This is a genomic window from Kribbella steppae, assembly GCF_004342025.1.
Lineage (GTDB): Bacteria > Actinomycetota > Actinomycetes > Propionibacteriales > Kribbellaceae > Kribbella > Kribbella steppae.
In genome coordinates, this window is the sequence record NZ_SLWN01000009.1 from 275462 (window position 1) to 292903 (window position 17442).

The following is a 17442-nucleotide window of genomic DNA, read 5'->3' on the forward strand; positions in this document are numbered from 1 at the left end:
CAGTCAGGGATCGGGCCCGGGAACTGGCCTGTGGACAGCCGCAGCGACGGGGCGGAACGCGGATATCTTCTCCGGCATATCGAACACCTGTTCGAGCGAGAGAGGAGAGGGTCATGTGTGACCTGTGCGGCGGTCTGACTGACGAGCAGTACTCGGAGCGGCTGGAGCGGAACATCCAGACCTACGGCTGGACCATGCAGTTCATTGCGGGAGACGGCGTACGCAATCCAGCCTTCGGGTACACGCTGGGTCTCAGCCTGTACGGCCACCCGGAGATCATCGTCTTCGATCCCGACCCGGACTGGGTCTACCTCGGTGTCAAACCGTTGGCGTGGGCGGTGCAGAGGGGTGAGGTGTTCGACGAGGGCGACGACCTCACGGCGTACTTCCCACCGCCGGATCGGGCGGAGTTGCTCCGCTTCCCCGACTCGGCGACACACCTGTTCACGGCGAACACAATGTTCCGGCAGCCCGGCGAGGGTCCGATCCCGGCCTTGCAGCTGATCTGGCCGAGCCGGAATGGACTGTTCCAGGCGGCCGTAACAGCCACGACACGCGGAAAGGACGAGCGATGACACGCCCAACCGGCTCTCACGCGGCGGAGCGCCACGCGGCTCGGTCAGGCGGCGGAAGCGACCTCGGGCTCGATGGTCGGGTGCGTCAGGACCAGGGCCTCTTCACGGGCCAGGTCTTCGCTGACCTCGGCAAAGATCGTCGACAACGGAACTTCCAGCGCCATGCAGATCGCCGCGAGCAGCTCGCTCGAGGCTTCCTTCTGACCGCGCTCGACCTCGGACAGGTAGCCCAGACTCACTCGGGCATCGGCGGACACCTCGCGGAGGGTGCGCCCCTGGCGCAGCCGCTTACGCCGCAGGACGTCGCCCAGCAGGCCACGAACCAGCACCATGAGGTTTCTCCCTTCCGCCTGTCCGGTCGTCTCTACTCGCACGGTAGCTCGACCGTAGGAACCAACGGTACCCGTTGCTGGGTCACTACTCCTCGCAATGTCCACCTTCGGTGCGCCGTGCCAGTCTGCCCTACCTGTCCCCATGCTGGTCTCAACACTCCGGTCAGTCGAGTTCTTCCGCCACCAAAGCCGCAGCAAGTTCCAGAACGGCTTGCACACTCCCCCTGCGGATGGCTGTCCGATCCCCGCTTAGCTCTAGCTTGCGCACCTCGACGGCCTCTGGTCCAGCGGCTGCGACGTATACAGTGCCGGCCTCCACCCCTGCCTGCGGGTCCGGGCCGGCCACACCGGTCGTGGCGAGCCCGTAAGTGGCGTCCAGCCGCTCCCGTACGCCGGTGGCAAGTGCGGCAGCTGTGTCCGGGTGAACCGGCCCCACAGCGGCCAGGAGCTCGTCAGGCACGCCCGCAAGCTTGGCCTTCAGATCAGTGGCGTAGACGATCACACCGCCGCGGTACACAGCGGAGACCCCAGGTACGTCGGTCAGCGCCGCGCCGACCATCCCACCGGTGAGCGATTCCGCCGTAGCCAGCGTCTCCCCCCGACGCTTCAGCACCCCAACCAACCGATCCAGCACAACCTCAAGCTCCCGCTCCCCACCAACCAGCTCGCCACTCCCGCCCGATGGCTTGGGGGCACCCGTTGGGTCTGAGGTCATGGGAGGGGACGTTTGGCGGCGGCGCGGAGACGGAGGGCGCGGCCGACGTAGTCGAGGCCGGTGACGATGGTCACGATCACGGCGGCGCCCATGAATGCGACGGCGGTCCAGTGGATGATCGCCACCGACTGCCACGGAAGGAGGTAGAGGCCCAGCGCGATCGCCTGCAGGACGGTCTTCAGCTTGCCGCCTCGGCTGGCCGGCATCACGCCGTGCCGGATCACCCAGAACCGCAGCAGGGTCACGCCCCATTCGCGGACCAGCACCACCACGGTCACCCACCACGGCAGTTCGCCGAGGATGGACAACCCGATGAACGCGGCTCCGGTGAGCGCCTTGTCGGCGATCGGATCGGCGATCTTGCCGAAGTTCGTGACCATGTTCCAGCGGCGCGCGATGTCGCCGTCGAACCGGTCGGTGACGATCGCGACCACGAACGCGGCGGTGGCGAGCAGCCGGTTGCCGTCGTCGGTGCCGCCGTCACGCAGCAGCAGCCAGACGAACAGCGGTACCAGGACCAGCCGCAGGACCGTGAGCGCGTTGGCTACGTTCCACGCGCTCGGCGCGCTGAGCGCACCGGAGGCAGCGCGCGGCACCGGGTTCGTCGGCGGGTTGGTCACGCGGTCAGGTTAGCTGCCCGACGGCCGTCCTGGGTGCTCACGAGTGCCGCGAACTCGGCGATCAGGTCAACACCATCGCTCCCGACCACCTTCGCCGACACCAAATCACCTACTCGTACCCCGTCCGGAAGCCCAGTTACGGAGGTAGACCCATCCACCTCCGGGCCCTGATGGGCCGCCCGCCCCTCGGCGGTCGCGCCCTCGACACCCTCGGCGCCGTCGGCATCGATGGACTCGACGAGGATCTCGAGGAGCTCGCCGATGCGGGATTCGGCTCGGGCGGAGGTGAGGTCTTCGGCGAGGCGGGTGACCCGGTCCAGGCGGGCGGCGATGGTGTCCTCGTCGAGCTTGCCGTCGTACGTCTCGGCCTCGGTGCCGTCCTCGTCCGAATAGCCGAACACACCGATCGCGTCGAGACCGGCGCGGGAAAGGAAGTCGCACAGGATGTCGACGTCTTCCTCGGTCTCCCCCGGGAAGCCGACGATCACGTTGCTGCGGATGCCGGCCGACGGTGCGGCCGCGCGGACTTGGGCGATGAGCTCCAGGAAGCGCTCCGCGTCGCCGAAGCGGCGCATGCGGCGCAGCAGCGGACCGGAGGCGTGCTGGAAGGAGAGGTCGAAGTACGGGACCACACCAGGCGTGGACGTCATCGCGGTGATGAGGGTCGGACGCATCTCTGCGGGCTGCAGGTACGAGACTCGGACGCGGGTGATACCTGGCACCTCGGCGATATCGCCGACGAGCGTCTCGAGCAGGCGCAGGTCACCGAGGTCCTTGCCGTACGAGGTGGAGTTCTCGGAGACGAGGAAGAGCTCGCGTACGCCGTTCTCCGCGAGCCAGTGCGCCTCGCCGAGTACCTCGGTCGGCCGGCGTGAGACGAACGCACCGCGGAACATCGGGATCGCGCAGAACGCACACCGACGATCGCACCCGGACGCCAGCTTCAACGGCGCCATCGGGCCGCCGTCCAGCCGGCGTCGCATAACCCGGGGGCCGCTCGCCGGCGCCGACTGCAGATCAGGCGCTTCGATCTTCAGCTCGAGGTCGCTCCCAGAGCCGGAGTCGGCCGATGTACTGTCACGCCTCGCCGCGGTCGATGGGCCGTTGAGCACGCTCGCAGGACCTGCGGCCGGGCCGCCCGCTGCCGGAGCACCGGCCGGTGTGGCGGATGCACCGTTGGATGCTGTGCCTGGTTGGTCGGCTGAGGTGGGTGCTCCCGGGGTCGTCCTGCCCTTGAGCTGCTGAGGAGTGTGGTCGCCGTGGCCGGGGATTGCTACGCCTGAGGAGTTGGCGCGGTCGGCGGGGGCCAGCGGGAGAAGTTTGCGGCGGTCGCGCGGGACGTGGGGTTGGTGCTTGGTGCCGGAGAGGATCGAGCGGAGGCGGTCCGAGATGTCGGCGTAGTCGTCGAAGCTGAGCACCGCGTCGGTTTCGGGGAGGGCTTCGGCGAGCTGGTCGCCGTACCGCTCGGCGAGGCAGCCGACTGCGACGACGGCCTGGGTGCGACCGGCTTCCTTGTAGTCGGCGGCCGCGAGCAGGGTGTCGACGGAGTCCTTCTTGGCGGCTTCGACGAAGCCACAGGTGTTCACCACCACGGTGTCCGCTTCGGCGGCGTCCTCGACCAACCGGAACCCACCGGCTTCGAGCCGGCCGGCCAGTTCCTCGGAGTCGACATCGTTGCGGGCACAGCCCAGCGTGACCAGGGCGACGGTGGTGGGAGTCGTAGTCATCCCCCCGAGTATGACGCGCCGCCCACTCCCCCACCTAACTCACCAGCACATCTCACACGGCCCGACAACCCGGTCCTGGCAATGCGTGCCGCACGTGGTGAAGCACTGCAGTGGCGGGGTCCACCCAGGAGCTGTGATGGGTGTTGGGGCGGGCGCGCGTGGTGGGTTGCGGTGCTTGACGCACGTGGTGGAGGGCGGTGGTGGTAGCGGGACCCCTGGGTCGCCGATCGGATTGCGGTGCAGGCGTGGCCCCGGCGGCGTGCGGCTAGGTGGGGCGGCCGACGGCGGTCGTGCGGCCTGGGTGTGGGCTATTCGGGTTTGGTGATGGTGCCGTTGGGGTGGGCTGTGAAGCGGTAGAGCTTGATGGAGTGGGTGTGGCCGTTGACGGTGACGGACAGGTTGCCTGGGTCGCCTACGGAGACGCGGAACTCGCCGGTGGTGGTGACGGTTTGGGACGTGCCGGGGCCGAGGAGGCCCTGGAAGAGGCGCTTGCCTTTCTTGTCCCGGACGGTGACGTAGGAGCCGTCGCCCTTGGCAGTGAGGGTGAGCTTGGTCTTGGTCGGGACCGGAGGCTTCGTCGGCTTGCTCTTGGTGGGTTTGACGGTCGGCGTGGGGGTCGCCTTCGGGGTCGCGGTGGTGACGGCCGGGGTCGAGGTGGCGGTCTTGGACGCGTTCGCCTCGACGTCGCTGGGCAGTGTGAAGAGGCGGACCATGCCCCAGCCCATCAGGCCGACCAGGATCGCGCCGACCACGACGGCCCAGCGCGGGCGGGCCGGGTGGAGGGACGGGCGCTTGACCGCGACGCGTTCCTCGCGGCGGGACTTGTCCTCCTCGACCGCGTGCTCGGCGTCGAAGGACGCGAGTAGCGGCGCCGGGTCGGCCTTGACCACGCGGGCGATCGCGCGGATGTGGCCGCGGGCGTAGAAGGTGCCACCACAGCGGGAGAAGTCGTCGGCCTCCATGGCGGCGAGCAGGCCGGTTCTGATCCGGGTCGCGGCGCTCAACTGCTCGATCGTCATGTCGGCCCGTTCGCGCGCCGCCGTGAGCTCGCTGCCGATGCTCACGTCCCCACCGTCCTCTCCATCGCCCGACTATTTGGCGGACTGTCGACATCGAAATGCCGACAGCTGGACCGTCGACATCAACTCAACGGCCTTCGTGCGACAGGGTCACGGACGAGTCAGAGTTGCTCCCTGACCGGACACCTGGCATCCGCCAGCATGTGCAGTGCCTGTACCACTTCCCCGTTCGACGGCCGAGCCGTCAACCCGAACGGTACCGCGAGCGACGAGCCGGTCAACCGACGGTTCGCATCAGTTGTCTTGCGAGTCGAACTCGGCATGGCGCCCAGGATCGGTCCGGGATCCTGCAGATGGACGGCGATCCTGCCGTCGTCCAGCAGGTGCCGGCGCTTCAGCACCGTCACCTGGTCGATGTCCTCCCAGCGGGTTCCGATCCACTCGCTGCCGATCCGCAGCCGGATCCCGACGTCGTCGGCCACCAGCATGTCCCCGACCGTCAGCGCTCGCGCGCAGACGAGCGCCAGTACGGCGAACGCGGCTGCGGCGATCCAGCGCAGTACGCCGGTCGGGCTGCTGGATGCGGACGTGGCGAAGCCGACGGCGACCATGGCGGAGCCGAGGGCAAGCCCGCCGTGCACCTTCTGGGAGGCACGAACGGTGAACGGCACGGGCTCGGGTTCGAGGTCGAAGCGATCTTCCCTGTGCAGGGCACTAGCAGCAGTCACACTCACGCTCCTTCCCAAACGAGCCGCCGCATAACCGGGAGGAGGTGGTGTTGGTGGGCTGGGGCGGGGTGACTGACGCCGTGCGGTGGGGGCGGGACGGCGGGTGCGATGGGGGCCTCGGTGTTACGGGGCTTCCAAGGGGTGGGCACGTCACTCTCCTCGCAGGGTGGCGATGAAGTCCTCTAGGTCGTCGGGTTTCACCAGCACGTCGCGGGCCTTGGAACCCTCGCTCGGCCCGACCACACCCCGGCTCTCCAGGATGTCCATCAGCCGGCCCGCCTTGGCGAAACCGACCCGGAGCTTACGCTGCAGCATCGACGTGGAGCCGAACTGCGTGGAAACGATCAGTTCGGCCGCCTGGACGACCAGGTCGAGGTCGTCGCCGATCTCGTCGTCGAGGTCCTTGCTCGGCCCGGCCACGGCGGTGACGTCCTCGCGGTACGTCGGCTGCAGCTGCTCCTTGCAGTGCTCGACCACCGAGCAGATCTCGGACTCGGTGACCCAGGCGCCCTGGATACGCATCGGCTTGCTTGCGCCCATCGGCAGGAACAGGCCGTCACCCTGGCCGACCAGCTTCTCCGCACCCGGCTGGTCCAGGATGACCCGGCTGTCGGCGAGCGACGAGGTCGCGAACGCCAGCCGCGACGGCACGTTCGCCTTGATCAGACCGGTGACGACATCCACCGACGGCCGCTGGGTCGCGAGCACCAGGTGGATACCGGCCGCGCGGGCCAGCTGGGTGATCCGGACGATCGAATCCTCGACGTCGCGCGGGGCGACCATCATCAGGTCGGCCAGCTCGTCGACGATCACGAGCAGGTAGGGGTACGGCGTCAGCACGCGCTCACTGCCCGGCAGTGGCTTCACCTTGCCGCCGCGGACCGCCTTGTTGAAGTCGTCGACGTGCCGGAACCCGAAGGCCGCGAGGTCGTCGTACCGCATGTCCATCTCGCGGACGACCCACTGCAGCGCCTCGGCCGCCTTCTTGGCGTTGGTGATGATCGGCGTGATCAGGTGCGGGATGCCCTCGTAGTGGTTCAGCTCGACCCGCTTGGGGTCGACCAGGATCATCCGCACCTCGTCCGGCGTGGCCCGCATCAGGACCGAAGTGATCAGCGAGTTGACGAACACCGACTTACCCGAACCGGTGGCACCCGCGACCAGCAGGTGCGGCATCTTCGCCATGTTCGCGACCACGAAGCCGCCCTCGACGTCCTTGCCGAGGCCGGCCACCATCGGGTGGTGATCGTTGCGCGCGGTCGCCGACCGGATCACGTCGCCGAGGCTGACGATCTCCTTGTCGGTGTTCGGGATCTCGATGCCGATGGCGGACTTGCCCGGGATCGGCGACAGGATCCGCACGTCGGCCGACGCCACCGCGTAGGCGATGTTCTTGCTCAGGGCGGTGACCTTCTCGACCTTCACCGCCGAGCCGAGCTCGACCTCGTACCGGGTGACCGTCGGGCCGCGGGTGTAGCCGGTGATCTGCGCGTCGATGCCGAACTGCTCGAACACCTCGGTGAGGCGATCCACCACCGCGTCCGACGCCTTGGTCCGCGCCTTGTGCACCGACCCCGGCTTGAGCGTCTGCCCGTCGGGCAGCGTGTACGTGATGTCGCCGGACAGGCTGAGCTGCTCCACCCGCTGCGGGATCGGCGTGTGCGGAGGCGGCTCTGGCGCCGCTTCCGGCTTGGTGGGACCGCCGCCGGCACCGGCGGCAATGCCGAGGACCGCTGCGCCGGCTCCAGCGGCGGCATCCCCATCGACGTCGTACGCGTCCTCTTCAGGAACAGGGGCCGCCTTGGACTTGCGGCCGCGCTTGGTGAGCTCACGCCCCTCGAGCACCGGCGAGTCGTACGGCTTGATCGTGGGCTCGCCGTCCTCGTCCAGAGCGGCCGCCTTGGCCCGGCGCTCCTTGCGAGTCAACCGCACGGTGTCGTCGGTCGGTGCGGCCACGACCGACGGTGCGTCCTCGGGCAGCGCCGTACGTCCCATCAGTACGTCGAAAGCCGCGCGGACCCGGAGTGGGATCGCGTAGACCGGCGTACCGGTGATCACCAGGGCGCCGAAGATCGAGAGCAGCACCAATAGCGGTGCGGCGACGTACTGGGTGAGCAGGTCGGACAAGAGCGAGGAGACGACGTACCCGATGGCGCCGCCGGCCTCCTGGAGCGGACCGTCGGCCGGGTTGCCGGGACGCGGCAGACCGTTGGCGATGTGGACCAGACCGAGCACGCCGAGCGAGACGGCGGTCCAGCCGATCACCTGCCGACCGGCCGGGCCGTTGCGGTCCGGGTGGCGCAGGGTGCGCAGCGCGATGAACAGGAGCATCAGCGGGACGGCCCAGCCGAGCATGCCGACGCTGCCGCCGACGACAGTCCGGATGCCCTTGCCGACAGCCCCGGGGAGGTCCCACCAGATGGCAGCGGCCACCACGACCGCCAGGCCGATGAGGAACAGGCCGCCACCGTCACGGCGATGCTCGGGGTCGAGGTCGCGGGCGCCGTTGCCGATCCCGCGGACCATGCTGCCGAGCAGGTGCGCGATACCGATCCAGATCTTCACGATGCCGCGACCGACGGCGATCATGGCGGCCGCGAACGGGCCCGGTCCGCTGCTTTTGGGCGTGCTGGTCCGCGCGGCGGTGGATCCACCGCGCTTCGCGCTCTGCCCACGCTTCTGGGCGCCTGACGGACGGGAGCGTCCACCAGCAGCCGAACGTGCCGTGCTCGGCCGTTTGGCTGCCGACTTCTGCGCCCGCGCCGGGGAAGACGTGCGGGTCGCCATGCTTAGCAGGCTACCCCGATTACCTCTCGAGTCACACGTGTCACACGCCGATCACACTGCCCCATCCGTAGCGTCACCGCCCCAACGCAGCCTGTCCAGTCGTACGGCGTGCCAGGCCACGACGTACCGGGCCCAGGACGGGACCAGGGCCGTCGGGGCGACCGGATGCGGCGTGGTGCGGCGGAACCAGCGGTAGAGCCAGAGGTCGTCGCCCTAGGCAACCAACCCTGCCCGCCCCGCTCAGGCGCCGGTGGTCCCGTCCAGTTGTTCGCGGATGAGATCGGCGTGCCCGCAGTGCCGGGCGTACTCGCCGATCAGGTGGATGTAGATCATCCGGAGCGTCGACTCCGTGCCGCCGAAGGTGAACCGGTCGTCCAGCGCGCGCCCGGCAGCGGCCTCGTCGGACAGCTTCCACTCCGCGATCAATCCGTCGTACGCCGCCTGCGCGTCAGCCGGATCGATCAGCTCGAAGTCCGCGTCCTTGCCGAGCTCCAACGGAAACACCGGCTCGGCGGGCTCAGTGGCGAAGTGGATCCGGAACCAGATCCGCTCGACTTTGGTCGCGTGCCGGATCAGCCCGAGCAGCGAGAGATTCGAGGGCGGCGAGGGACGCTCGGCCAATTGCTCGGCGGTCAGGCCGGCGCACTTGAACAGCAAGGTGGTGCGATAGAAGTCCAGATATCCCTGGAGCAGCTCGCGTTCGGGCGCGGTCAGCGAACCGTCCGGACGGTCGACGGCGGGTGCTCTCCAGGTCATGCCTTCCCTCACTGTCCACGATGTGTTCGGCTATCTCATCACATGAGATAGCCACTGGCGTACTGCGTATCCCGTTCGTTACCGTCATCGGCAGGTCATGAGTGCCAGCGTCAAGCCCCGGCTCGCTGGCCGGCAACCCTCCTCCGCGGTGGGGTGCCCCGGGTGAAGACCAGGCCGTGCGGATACCCCGTTCGGCAAGCGCGGACTTCCCGGGAGTTGCACCATGTCGATCCTCTCCATCCTCGAGCCTGCCAGTACGACGACGCTGCGGCCGACGGTCGCCCGGCTCGCCACCGGCAGCATCCCCGCCACGGTCGGGTCGGACCTGCTGGTCCCGCTGGCCGACGGCCGGGTCACTGACTACGCCAACTTCGACCACGGGGCCAGCGCGCCGTGCCTGGAGTCGGTCCGCGCCAGCGTCGAAGCGGCACTGCCGTCGTACGCGTCGGTGCACCGCGGCAACGGGTACGCGTCCCGCATCACCACCCAGTGGTACGAGCGGGCGCGCGCCGAACTGCACGCCTTCGTCGGCGCCCGTGCGGACGACCAGGTGATCTTCACCCGGCAGACGACCGACGCGCTCAACCTGCTCGCCCATGCGGTGCCCGCGGACGCCACCGTGATCGTGTTCGAGTCCGAGCACCACGCCGCGCTCCTCCCCTGGCCGGCCGAGCGGACCATCCGGCTGGCCGCGCCGGCGAGTCAGAGCGAGGCTGTCACCAGCGTCGCCGACGCGCTGCGCGAAGCACCCGAGGGCCCGCGGCTCGTCGTCGTCACCGGCGCGTCCAACGTCACCGGCGAGATCTTCCCGATCGCGGAGATCGCTGCCGTCGCCAAGGCCCACGGCGCCCGGGTCTGCCTCGACGCCGCGCAGCTCGCCCCGCACCGGCCGGTCGACATCGCCACGCTCGACGTCGACTGGGTCGCGCTGTCCGGCCACAAGCTCTACGCCCCGTACGGCGCCGGCGCCCTGATCGGCCGTGCGGACTGGCTGGACGCCACTGAGCCCTACCTGTACGGCGGCGGCGCCACCACCGCGGTCACCAACGACCTGGTGGTCTGGGCGACCGGACCGGCCCGGCACGAGGGCGGCTCCCCCAACGTCATCGGCGCGATCGCGCTGGCCTCGGCCTGTGCGGCGATCAGCAAGCATCGCGACGCGATCGAGCAGCACGAGCGCAGCCTGCTCGCCCGGCTCCGTACCGGTCTCGCTCAGATCCCCGGCGTCACGACGTACTCGATCTTCGGTCAGGAGGCGGACCGCGTCGGCACGGTGTGTTTCACCGTCGCCGGGTTGACCTCGACCCTGGTGTCCGCGGCGCTGAGCGCGGAGTACGGGATCGGTGTCCGCGACGGCAAGTTCTGTGCGCACCCGCTGGTCGGCCACCTCCTCGCCGACTCCCCCGAGCACGGCACGGCCATCCGGGCGAGCCTCGGCCTCGGGACGACGCGTGAGCACGTCGACCGTCTCGTCAACGCCGTACGGGCGCTGGCCACCAGCGGACCGCGGTCGGAGTACGAGGAGTCCGCGCACGGCTGTCAGCCGGCCAACGACCCTCGTGATCTCCAAGCCCCGCGGATCTGGTGACCACACGCCCCAGGGTGACAACACGCGCCCAGGCAGCCCTCCTACTGCTCAGGAGGAACCAGACCTACGTGGTGAGCAGCGAACGCCAGTAGGTCCGCCCACTCCGACGCGACCATCGCGGCGGGTTTGCCGAAGCCGTGACCGGTGTTGACCTCGATCCGGGTCAAGACGGGTCCGGGATCGGACTCCGCCGAGGACTGGGCATGCTGCAACGCGGCGATGAACTTGTGACTGTGCAGCGGCACCACCCGGTCGTCGTGGTCACCGGTGACCACGAGGGTCGCCGGGTACGCCGTACCGTCGCGCAACCGATGCAGTGGCGAGTAGGCCAGCAGATCCTCGAACTGCTCCGCATCGTCCGGGTGCCCGAAGTCGGAGGCCCATGCGGCTCCCACTGTGAACAGGTGGAACCGGAGCATGTCCATGACGCCGACGCCCGGCAATGCGGCCGCGAACAGGTCCGGGCGCTGCGTCATCGCGGCACCGACCAGCAGACCGCCGTTGCTGCGGCCGTGAAGGGCCAGCTGCGACGGAGTGGTCACGCCGGTGTCCCGCAGGTGCTCTGCCACGGCGATGACGTCGTCGAACACGTTCTGCTTGTTCTTCAGTCGTCCGGCCTCGTGCCAGTCGCTGCCGTACTCACCACCGCCGCGCAGGTTCGCGATCACCAGCACACCGCCTGCTGCCAGCCACGCCGGCCAGCCCGGCCGGTACTCGGCCAGGATCGGAATGCGGAAGCCGCCGTACCCGTAGAGCATGGTCGGACGGGGTGACGAGAAGTCCAGGTCGGAGCGGGTGATGACGAAGTACGGCACCTCGCGACCGGGCTCGAGCCGCCGCTCGACCGTGATCGTCGGCGACGTGAACCCACCCGACCCGCGGACGAGTTCGGGCAGCGCACGTACGTCGCCGGACGAGGCCGAGACGAGGTACGAGAGCGTCGGGTCCGTGGCGGTCGACAGGCCGACGAAGATGTCGTCGTACTCCGGTGAAGCGTTCAGACCGACCACTCCCCCGCCCGGCGCATCCACGACGCGCGCACCGGAGCCGTCCAGCGCGTACAACGTCAGCACCGGCTGCGCATCCACGAGCGTCAACGTCGCCAGCCCGGCAGCCGTACCGCGGACCGCCTGCAGGGTGTTCGAACCCTCCGGGATCAGGTCAGTGAACTGCCCATCGAGAGACGCGAGCACCACACGACCACGAGGAGCGTCACGATCGGTCCGCAGTACGAACTGATCCCCGGACATCCGCACGAACGCGATCTCGTCGTCGAACGAGTCGACCACCTTGACCGGCTCGCCGAGCCCGTCGGAGGTGATCGGAAAGACCCACAGCCGGGTGGCAGGGTCGGTGCCTTCGGTGATGTGGACGACGAGATAGCGGTCGTCCTCGGACATCTCGGGCGTGATGAAGTAGCGGTCGTTGTCCGGGAAGTTGAGCACCAGCTCGTCCTCGGACTGCGACGTACCGACCTTGTGCAGCATCAGCCGGCCGCCGGCGAGCGTCTTCGTCTCGGTGCCCTCACTGCGACCGCTCGCCGGGTAATGCAGGTAGAGGTACGCCGAACTGTCCGGCAACCAGGTGGCCTCGCAGAACTTGGCCCCCGTCACCTCGTCGTCCACAGGCGTGGCGGTGGCGATGTCGAGCAGCCGGAACGTCGTCCAGTCGCTGCCGCTCTCGTTGATGCCGTAAGCGAAGTACTTGCCGTCAGGGCTGACCGTGAACGATCCCAGCGAGTCGGTGCCGTCGGCGGACAGCGTGTTCGGATCGATCAGCACCCGGCCGGCGGAGAGCAGTTCGTCGAGGGACTCGGCGACGTACACGACGTCCTGCGCCTGCGTGCCGTCGTTCCGGCCGACGAAGTACCAGCCGGACTTCCGCACCGGTACGCCGGCCCGCGGCCGGGCCAGGATCGCGGACATCGTGCGCTGGAACCAGCCCCGCTCCGCATACCCGGACAGCTCCGCCTCGGTGAACTCGTTCTGCCTGCGGACCCAGTCGACGGTGTCGGGTGAGTCGGGGTCTTCCAGCCAGCGGTACGGATCGGCGATCTGATGCCCGTGCAGCGTCTCGACCACATCGTCGCGGCGGCTCTCCGGATAGGTCATGCGGACAAACCTAACCGGCGAGTGCGACTTTCAGCAGAAGTTCGTACGTCGGCCGGGGATCGACGTCATCGTGACGAGCGATCCGATGCAGGATCAGGCCTTCGGAGGCGGCCGCGATCGCCCGGGCCGCCTCGCGGGGGTCGGGTGCCCCGAGCTCGGCCAGCGCTGCGGTGGCGGTCCCCTCGATCGCCTCGCGGCCGCGCGACAGCGCCTCCCGGACGACCGGGTCGTGGCTGCCCTCCAGGAACAGGATCAGCCGCGCGGTCGTCCGCACGCGATTGATCCGGGTGAGGTAGTCGAACAGACCGCACATCGTGTCGACGAACTCCTCGGCCGTGGCCGGGTTGAACGCCGTACCGAGCGCCTGGTTCTCGCTCTCGGCGATCCGGTCGGCCACCCCGGTCAGCAGCGCGGCACGAGTCCGGAAGTAGTTCGAGGTCGAGCCCTTCGGCAGGCCGGCCTTGTCGTCGACGCGCGCGTGAGTAAGGGCGCGTAACCCTTCGGTGCCGAGCAGTTCGATGGCGGCGTCCAGGGCGCGGACACGCGTTGGCGTCATCCGGTCACTATAGACGTAGTGCCAAAGTCTAGCGCCGACTACTATGATCGTAGTACCGTCGGTGGCATGCTTCCGACACTCGATGGGGTGACCCACACCTTCGTCGACCTGCCTGGACTCCGGATGCATGTGACCGAAGCCGGCAGCGGCGAACCTGTCCTGATGCTCCACGATTTTCTGCAGCACTGGTGGGAATGGCGCGACGTCATTCCCACAGTCGCTCAGCACTACCGTGTGATCTGCCCCGACCTGCGTGGCGCCGGCTGGACCGACGCACCGCGCGACGGGTACACCGCCGACCAGTTGCTCGCCGACCTCCTCGCGCTGCTGGATGCGCTGAACCTCGATCGGGTGCGCCTGATCGCGCACGACTGGTCCGGGATCGTCGTGTACCTGCTGTGCCTGCAGCATCCGGAGCGCGTCCGCGACCACGTGTCGATCGCGATCCCGCCGCCGTACATCGACTTCGACGGCGCGATGATGCGTAGCCTCCTGCGGCACGCCTGGTTCAACCTCGTCGTACCGGTGCCGGGGCTCGGTCCGTGGGCGTTACGCGGGTGGCTGACGCGCCACCTGCTGACGGGGTTCACCACCGGGTTGAGCGACGAGGACAGGGAGATCTTCGCCGAACGGGCGCGGCAACCGGAGCGCGCCCTGGCCGGGTCTGCGCTGTACCGGCATTTCATCCAGCCGACCGGAACGGCGATGCTGCGCGGTAAGTACAAAGACCAGCGTCTGACCACGCGGACCCTGGTGTTACTCGGCGCCGACGACCCGAACGTGCGGCTCGAGTTCCTGCACGGTTACGAGCCGTACGTCGACGACCTGCGCATCGAGGTCGTCGACGAGGCGTCCCACTTCGTCGTCGACGATCAGCCTGCCGAGGTCACCAAGCGAGTCATGGAGTTCTTCGGACGCTGAGCGTCGTACCCACCGGCCCCGGTGGGCGGCATCCCGCACAGGCGCCGGGGCCAGTGAGTACGACGAGGCCCTCAGTGGCGGGCCGGGTGGATGTCCTTGGTCCAGAGGACCGTGCCGTAGAGGTCGCGCAGTGACGCGGTGAAGACGCCGGTCCGCGGGTCGATGTCGACGTGACCGAAGAACTGGTTGCCGCCGCTCGGCGGCTGGTTCGGGAAGTCGGCCGCCTTGACGAACTCGACCTTCGGCCCGAACGTCGAGTCCAGCGAGTTCGGGCCGAACGTGCCTGCGTTGATCGGCCCGGCGACGAGTTCCCAGAACGGGTCGAAGTCGGTGAAGGCCGCGCGCGACGGGTCGTAGTGGTGGGCAGCGCAGTAGTGCACGTCCGCGGTCAGCCAGATCGTGTTGCGAACCTTGCGCCGCTTGAACTGGCTCAGCACCCAGGCGAGCTCGTGCTCGCGACCGCCCGGCGCACCGGGCAGACCGTTGGCGACCGCCTCGATCTCGGTCCCGTCCGGGACGAGCAGACCGATCGGCATGTCACTGGCGATCACCTTCCAGGTCGCCTTCGACCTGGCGACCTCGCGGACCAGCCACTCGGCCTGCTCCTCGCCCAGGATCGCGACCTCGCCGGCGACACCCGGCTTCGGGTTGGCGTCGCGGTACGTCCGCATGTCGAGGCAGAAGATGTCTACCAGCGGGCCGTAGCTCACCTTGCGGTAGATCCGGCCCCGACCTGCCGTGTGCTCCATCGGCAGGTACTCCAGGAACGCCTTCCGCGCCCGGGCCGCGAGTACGTCGACCCGCTTCTCGGTGTAGCGGTCGTCGGCCAGGATCTCGCCCGGATACCAGTTGTTGACCGTCTCGTGGTCGTCCCACTGGCTGATGATCGGTACGTCGGCGTACAGCGCCCGGACGTTGTCGTCGAGCAGGTTGTACTTGTACCGGCCGCGGTACTCGGCCAGCGTCTCGGCGACCTTCGAGACCTCCTCGGTCACCACGTTCTTCCACACGGTGCCGTCGGCAACCTTCACCTCGGCCGCGATCGGGCCGTCGGCGTAGATGTTGTCCCCGGAGTGCAGGAAGAAGTCCGGCCGGGTGTCATGCATCGCCTTGTACGCCGCCATGCCGCCGAGCTCGGGGTTGATCCCGTAGCCCTGCCCCGCGGTGTCGCCGGTCCACACGAACGAGAGTCCGCGGTTGCGTCCCGGCGTACTGAACGAACCCTCGAGCGACTGGCCGCGGCGGCCGTCGCTGTCCTCGAACGAGATCCGGTAGTCGTACCGCTGGCCCGGGCGCAGGCCCTTCAGCGGCAGCTGCGCGGTGTAGTCGTCGTCGGGACCGGTGACCGGACCCCGCAGCCGGATCGCCCGGTCGAACCGGCCGTGGCTGGTCAGGTCGACGACGAGGCGGGCGCAGCGATCGGTCCGGGACCAGACGACGGCGGAGTTCGAGGTCACGTCGCCGGACATGATCCCGGACGGCAGCCCGGGACGGTCCCGACGGACGAGGTTCGGCGTCGCGGCGGCTACCCCGGGTACTGCGAGGGACGCGCCGGCGACGGTGGATGCGGCCAGGAGCTGGCGGCGGCTCAAGTTCATGATCCGAAGGTGCGCTCCCCCGGTGACGGTCAGGTGACGACGGGGCGAACGACCTGACAAATCGATCCAGGTCGGGCGAGGCAGTCGCGTTGCGCGCGATATTTTCGTCGTGGCCGACCCGGCCGACACTCCGACTGGATGCGTGCTGCGGTCGGGCATGGTTCGGTTGACCCTCAGCCACCCTTCTCGTGGCGCTGCCCCGGATCCGGTAGCGCATCTCGACCGATGCACTCCAGGACGGGGTATTCCGATGTCACAGCTGGTTGCCGATGACGCGCACCCGCGGGGACCGCAGCAGCGGCACGCGAGCCTCTACACCGACCTCTTGCAGACCGTGCGTGAACTGGGCCTGATGCGGCGGCGTCATGGCTACTACTTCACCCGGATCGGGCTGGTACTCGCGGCCCTGGCGGCCGTCGGGACCGGAGTCATCTTGCTGGGTGACTCCTGGTACCAGCTGCTGATGGCCGGTGCGCTGGCCCTGGTGCTCACGCAGGTTGCGTTCCTCAGCCATGACAGCGCACACCGGCAGATCTTCCACTCCGCCGCCTGGAACGACTGGACCGCGCGCCTCCTGGCCAGCGGTCTCGCCGGGATGAGTGTCACCTGGTGGCGGAACAAGCACAGCAAGCACCACAACGCGCCCAACCAGCTGGGCAAGGACCCCGACATCGACATCGGGGTGATCGCCTTCACTCCCGAGGCGGTGGGCAGGCGCCGCGGCCTGGTCAAGTGGTTCGGCGACCGCCAAGGATGGTTCTTCTTCCCGCTGCTGACGCTGGAGGGGCTGAGCCTGCACGTGGCCAGTCTTCGGCACTTGCTGCGGCGCAAGGCGACCCGGCTGGAGCGGATCGAGGCCGCGATCGTACTCACCAGGCTCAGTGGCTATGTGGCCGTCCTGCTCATCCTGTTGCCGGTCGGCAAGGCCAGCGCCTTCCTGGGCATTCAGCTGGCGATCTTCGGGATCTGCCTGGGCGCATCGTTCGCCCCGAACCACAAGGGCATGCCGCTGGTGCCGGCGACGATGAAGCTGGACTTCTTACGCCGCCAGGTGCTGATGTCGCGCAACATCCGCGGTGGGGTGCTGGTGGACTTCGGGATGGGCGGACTGAACTACCAGATCGAGCATCACCTGTTTCCGAGCATGCCCCGGCCATCACTCAAGAAGGTGCAGCCGATCGTGCGGGAGCACTGCGCGCGGCATGGAGTGCCGTACACCGAGGTCGGCCTGTTCACGTCGTACCGGATCGTCATCGACTACCTGAACAACGTCGGCCTGCGGGCCCGCGACCCGTTCCAGTGCCCGCTCGTCATGCAGTACCGGAACTGACTCCGATGCCCGCCGTGGTCGGCTCGGACCGGTAGGCCGGGGTCTCACCACATCGATCCGGTGACGACCGGGCGAACTG

General features: G+C 68.7%; 15 protein-coding genes and 1 riboswitch. Of the genes, 4 read left to right on the forward strand and 11 right to left on the reverse strand.

The window, feature by feature from the left end; all coding sequences use genetic code 11:
• The first annotated feature begins 113 nt into the window (after window positions 1-113).
• A complete protein-coding gene (locus EV652_RS26965) occupies window positions 114-575 on the forward strand; it encodes a DUF4262 domain-containing protein (RefSeq protein WP_132212022.1) in 462 nt (153 codons plus the stop codon).
• 44 nt (window positions 576-619) lie between these two features.
• On the opposite strand, the gene EV652_RS26970 is transcribed toward EV652_RS26965, so the two are convergent.
• The 8 genes from EV652_RS26970 to EV652_RS27005 all read right to left on the reverse strand — a co-directional run bounded on the left by EV652_RS26970 (window position 620) and on the right by EV652_RS27005 (window position 9259).
• A complete protein-coding gene (locus EV652_RS26970) occupies window positions 620-907 on the reverse strand; it encodes a helix-turn-helix domain-containing protein (protein ID WP_132212023.1) in 288 nt (95 codons plus the stop codon).
• 163 nt (window positions 908-1070) lie between these two features.
• Window positions 1071-1541, reverse strand: coding sequence for a CinA family protein (locus EV652_RS26975; RefSeq protein WP_242002032.1), 471 nt, complete (start codon window positions 1539-1541; stop codon window positions 1071-1073).
• A 77-nt stretch (window positions 1542-1618) separates the two neighbouring features.
• A complete protein-coding gene (gene pgsA, locus EV652_RS26980; RefSeq protein WP_132212025.1) occupies window positions 1619-2242 on the reverse strand; it encodes a CDP-diacylglycerol--glycerol-3-phosphate 3-phosphatidyltransferase in 624 nt (207 codons plus the stop codon).
• On the reverse strand, window positions 2239-3969 hold the full coding sequence (locus EV652_RS26985) for a MiaB/RimO family radical SAM methylthiotransferase (RefSeq protein ID WP_132212026.1): 1731 nt from the start codon (window positions 3967-3969) through the stop codon (window positions 2239-2241). The genes pgsA and EV652_RS26985 overlap by 4 nt, the downstream gene beginning before the upstream one ends.
• 308 nt (window positions 3970-4277) lie before the next feature.
• Entirely contained in the window at window positions 4278-5033 is a 756-nt protein-coding gene (locus EV652_RS26990; RefSeq protein WP_132212027.1) for a helix-turn-helix domain-containing protein, read from the reverse strand.
• Window positions 5034-5149: 116 nt separating this feature from the next.
• Complete coding sequence (locus EV652_RS26995; RefSeq protein ID WP_132212028.1) at window positions 5150-5716, reverse strand: hypothetical protein; 567 nt, start codon at window positions 5714-5716, stop codon at window positions 5150-5152.
• 150 nt (window positions 5717-5866) lie between these two features.
• Window positions 5867-8503 (reverse strand): FtsK/SpoIIIE family DNA translocase, encoded by a 2637-nt coding sequence (locus EV652_RS27000; protein ID WP_199238423.1) that lies wholly within the window; start codon window positions 8501-8503, stop codon window positions 5867-5869.
• Between the two features lie 240 nt (window positions 8504-8743).
• Entirely contained in the window at window positions 8744-9259 is a 516-nt protein-coding gene (locus tag EV652_RS27005; RefSeq protein ID WP_132212029.1) for a DinB family protein, read from the reverse strand.
• A 93-nt stretch (window positions 9260-9352) separates the two neighbouring features.
• Window positions 9353-9466, forward strand: a riboswitch (SAM riboswitch).
• 16 nt (window positions 9467-9482) lie between these two features.
• On the opposite strand from EV652_RS27005, the gene EV652_RS27010 reads away from it, so the two are divergent.
• Window positions 9483-10847, forward strand: coding sequence for an aminotransferase class V-fold PLP-dependent enzyme (locus tag EV652_RS27010; protein ID WP_132212030.1), 1365 nt, complete (start codon window positions 9483-9485; stop codon window positions 10845-10847).
• 41 nt (window positions 10848-10888) lie between these two features.
• On the opposite strand, the gene EV652_RS27015 is transcribed toward EV652_RS27010, so the two are convergent.
• Both EV652_RS27015 and EV652_RS27020 read right to left on the reverse strand, forming a co-directional pair.
• The gene (locus tag EV652_RS27015; RefSeq protein ID WP_132212031.1) at window positions 10889-12958 is read right to left on the reverse strand and encodes a prolyl oligopeptidase family serine peptidase; all 2070 of its coding nucleotides are present in this window, start codon (window positions 12956-12958) and stop codon (window positions 10889-10891) included.
• A 10-nt stretch (window positions 12959-12968) separates the two neighbouring features.
• Window positions 12969-13514 carry a TetR/AcrR family transcriptional regulator gene (locus EV652_RS27020; RefSeq protein ID WP_132212032.1) on the reverse strand — a complete coding sequence of 182 codons (546 nt, stop codon included), beginning with the start codon at window positions 13512-13514 and terminating at the stop codon, window positions 12969-12971.
• 66 nt (window positions 13515-13580) lie between these two features.
• Between EV652_RS27020 and EV652_RS27025 the strand changes: the two genes are divergently transcribed.
• Window positions 13581-14435 (forward strand): alpha/beta fold hydrolase, encoded by an 855-nt coding sequence (locus EV652_RS27025; RefSeq protein WP_132212033.1) that lies wholly within the window; start codon window positions 13581-13583, stop codon window positions 14433-14435.
• 71 nt (window positions 14436-14506) lie between these two features.
• Here EV652_RS27025 and EV652_RS27030 read toward each other — a convergent pair whose 3' ends face one another.
• Window positions 14507-16033, reverse strand: a complete 1527-nt coding sequence (locus tag EV652_RS27030; RefSeq protein WP_132212034.1) for an alkaline phosphatase D family protein — start codon at window positions 16031-16033, stop codon at window positions 14507-14509.
• A gap of 250 nt (window positions 16034-16283) precedes the next feature.
• On the opposite strand from EV652_RS27030, the gene EV652_RS27035 reads away from it, so the two are divergent.
• Window positions 16284-17363 (forward strand): fatty acid desaturase family protein, encoded by a 1080-nt coding sequence (locus EV652_RS27035; protein WP_132212035.1) that lies wholly within the window; start codon window positions 16284-16286, stop codon window positions 17361-17363.
• Window positions 17364-17442 lie beyond the last annotated feature (79 nt).

Excerpts from the sequence above, each read along its gene's own strand:
- EV652_RS26985 (WP_132212026.1), bottom strand. The coding sequence starts at position 3,969 with ATGACTACGACTCCCACCACCGTCGCCCTGGTCACGCTGGGCTGTGCC.
- EV652_RS27015 (WP_132212031.1), bottom strand. The coding sequence starts at position 12,958 with ATGACCTATCCGGAGAGCCGCCGCGACGATGTGGTCGAGACGCTGCAC.
- EV652_RS27010 (WP_132212030.1), top strand. The coding sequence starts at position 9,483 with ATGTCGATCCTCTCCATCCTCGAGCCTGCCAGTACGACGACGCTGCGG.
- EV652_RS27005 (WP_132212029.1), bottom strand. The coding sequence starts at position 9,259 with ATGACCTGGAGAGCACCCGCCGTCGACCGTCCGGACGGTTCGCTGACC.
- EV652_RS27025 (WP_132212033.1), top strand. The coding sequence starts at position 13,581 with ATGCTTCCGACACTCGATGGGGTGACCCACACCTTCGTCGACCTGCCT.
- EV652_RS26965 (WP_132212022.1), top strand. The coding sequence starts at position 114 with ATGTGTGACCTGTGCGGCGGTCTGACTGACGAGCAGTACTCGGAGCGG.
- EV652_RS27020 (WP_132212032.1), bottom strand. The coding sequence starts at position 13,514 with ATGACGCCAACGCGTGTCCGCGCCCTGGACGCCGCCATCGAACTGCTC.
- EV652_RS26970 (WP_132212023.1), bottom strand. The coding sequence starts at position 907 with ATGGTGCTGGTTCGTGGCCTGCTGGGCGACGTCCTGCGGCGTAAGCGG.
- EV652_RS27030 (WP_132212034.1), bottom strand. The coding sequence starts at position 16,033 with ATGAACTTGAGCCGCCGCCAGCTCCTGGCCGCATCCACCGTCGCCGGC.
- EV652_RS27035 (WP_132212035.1), top strand. The coding sequence starts at position 16,284 with ATGTCACAGCTGGTTGCCGATGACGCGCACCCGCGGGGACCGCAGCAG.
- EV652_RS27000 (WP_199238423.1), bottom strand. The coding sequence starts at position 8,503 with ATGGCGACCCGCACGTCTTCCCCGGCGCGGGCGCAGAAGTCGGCAGCC.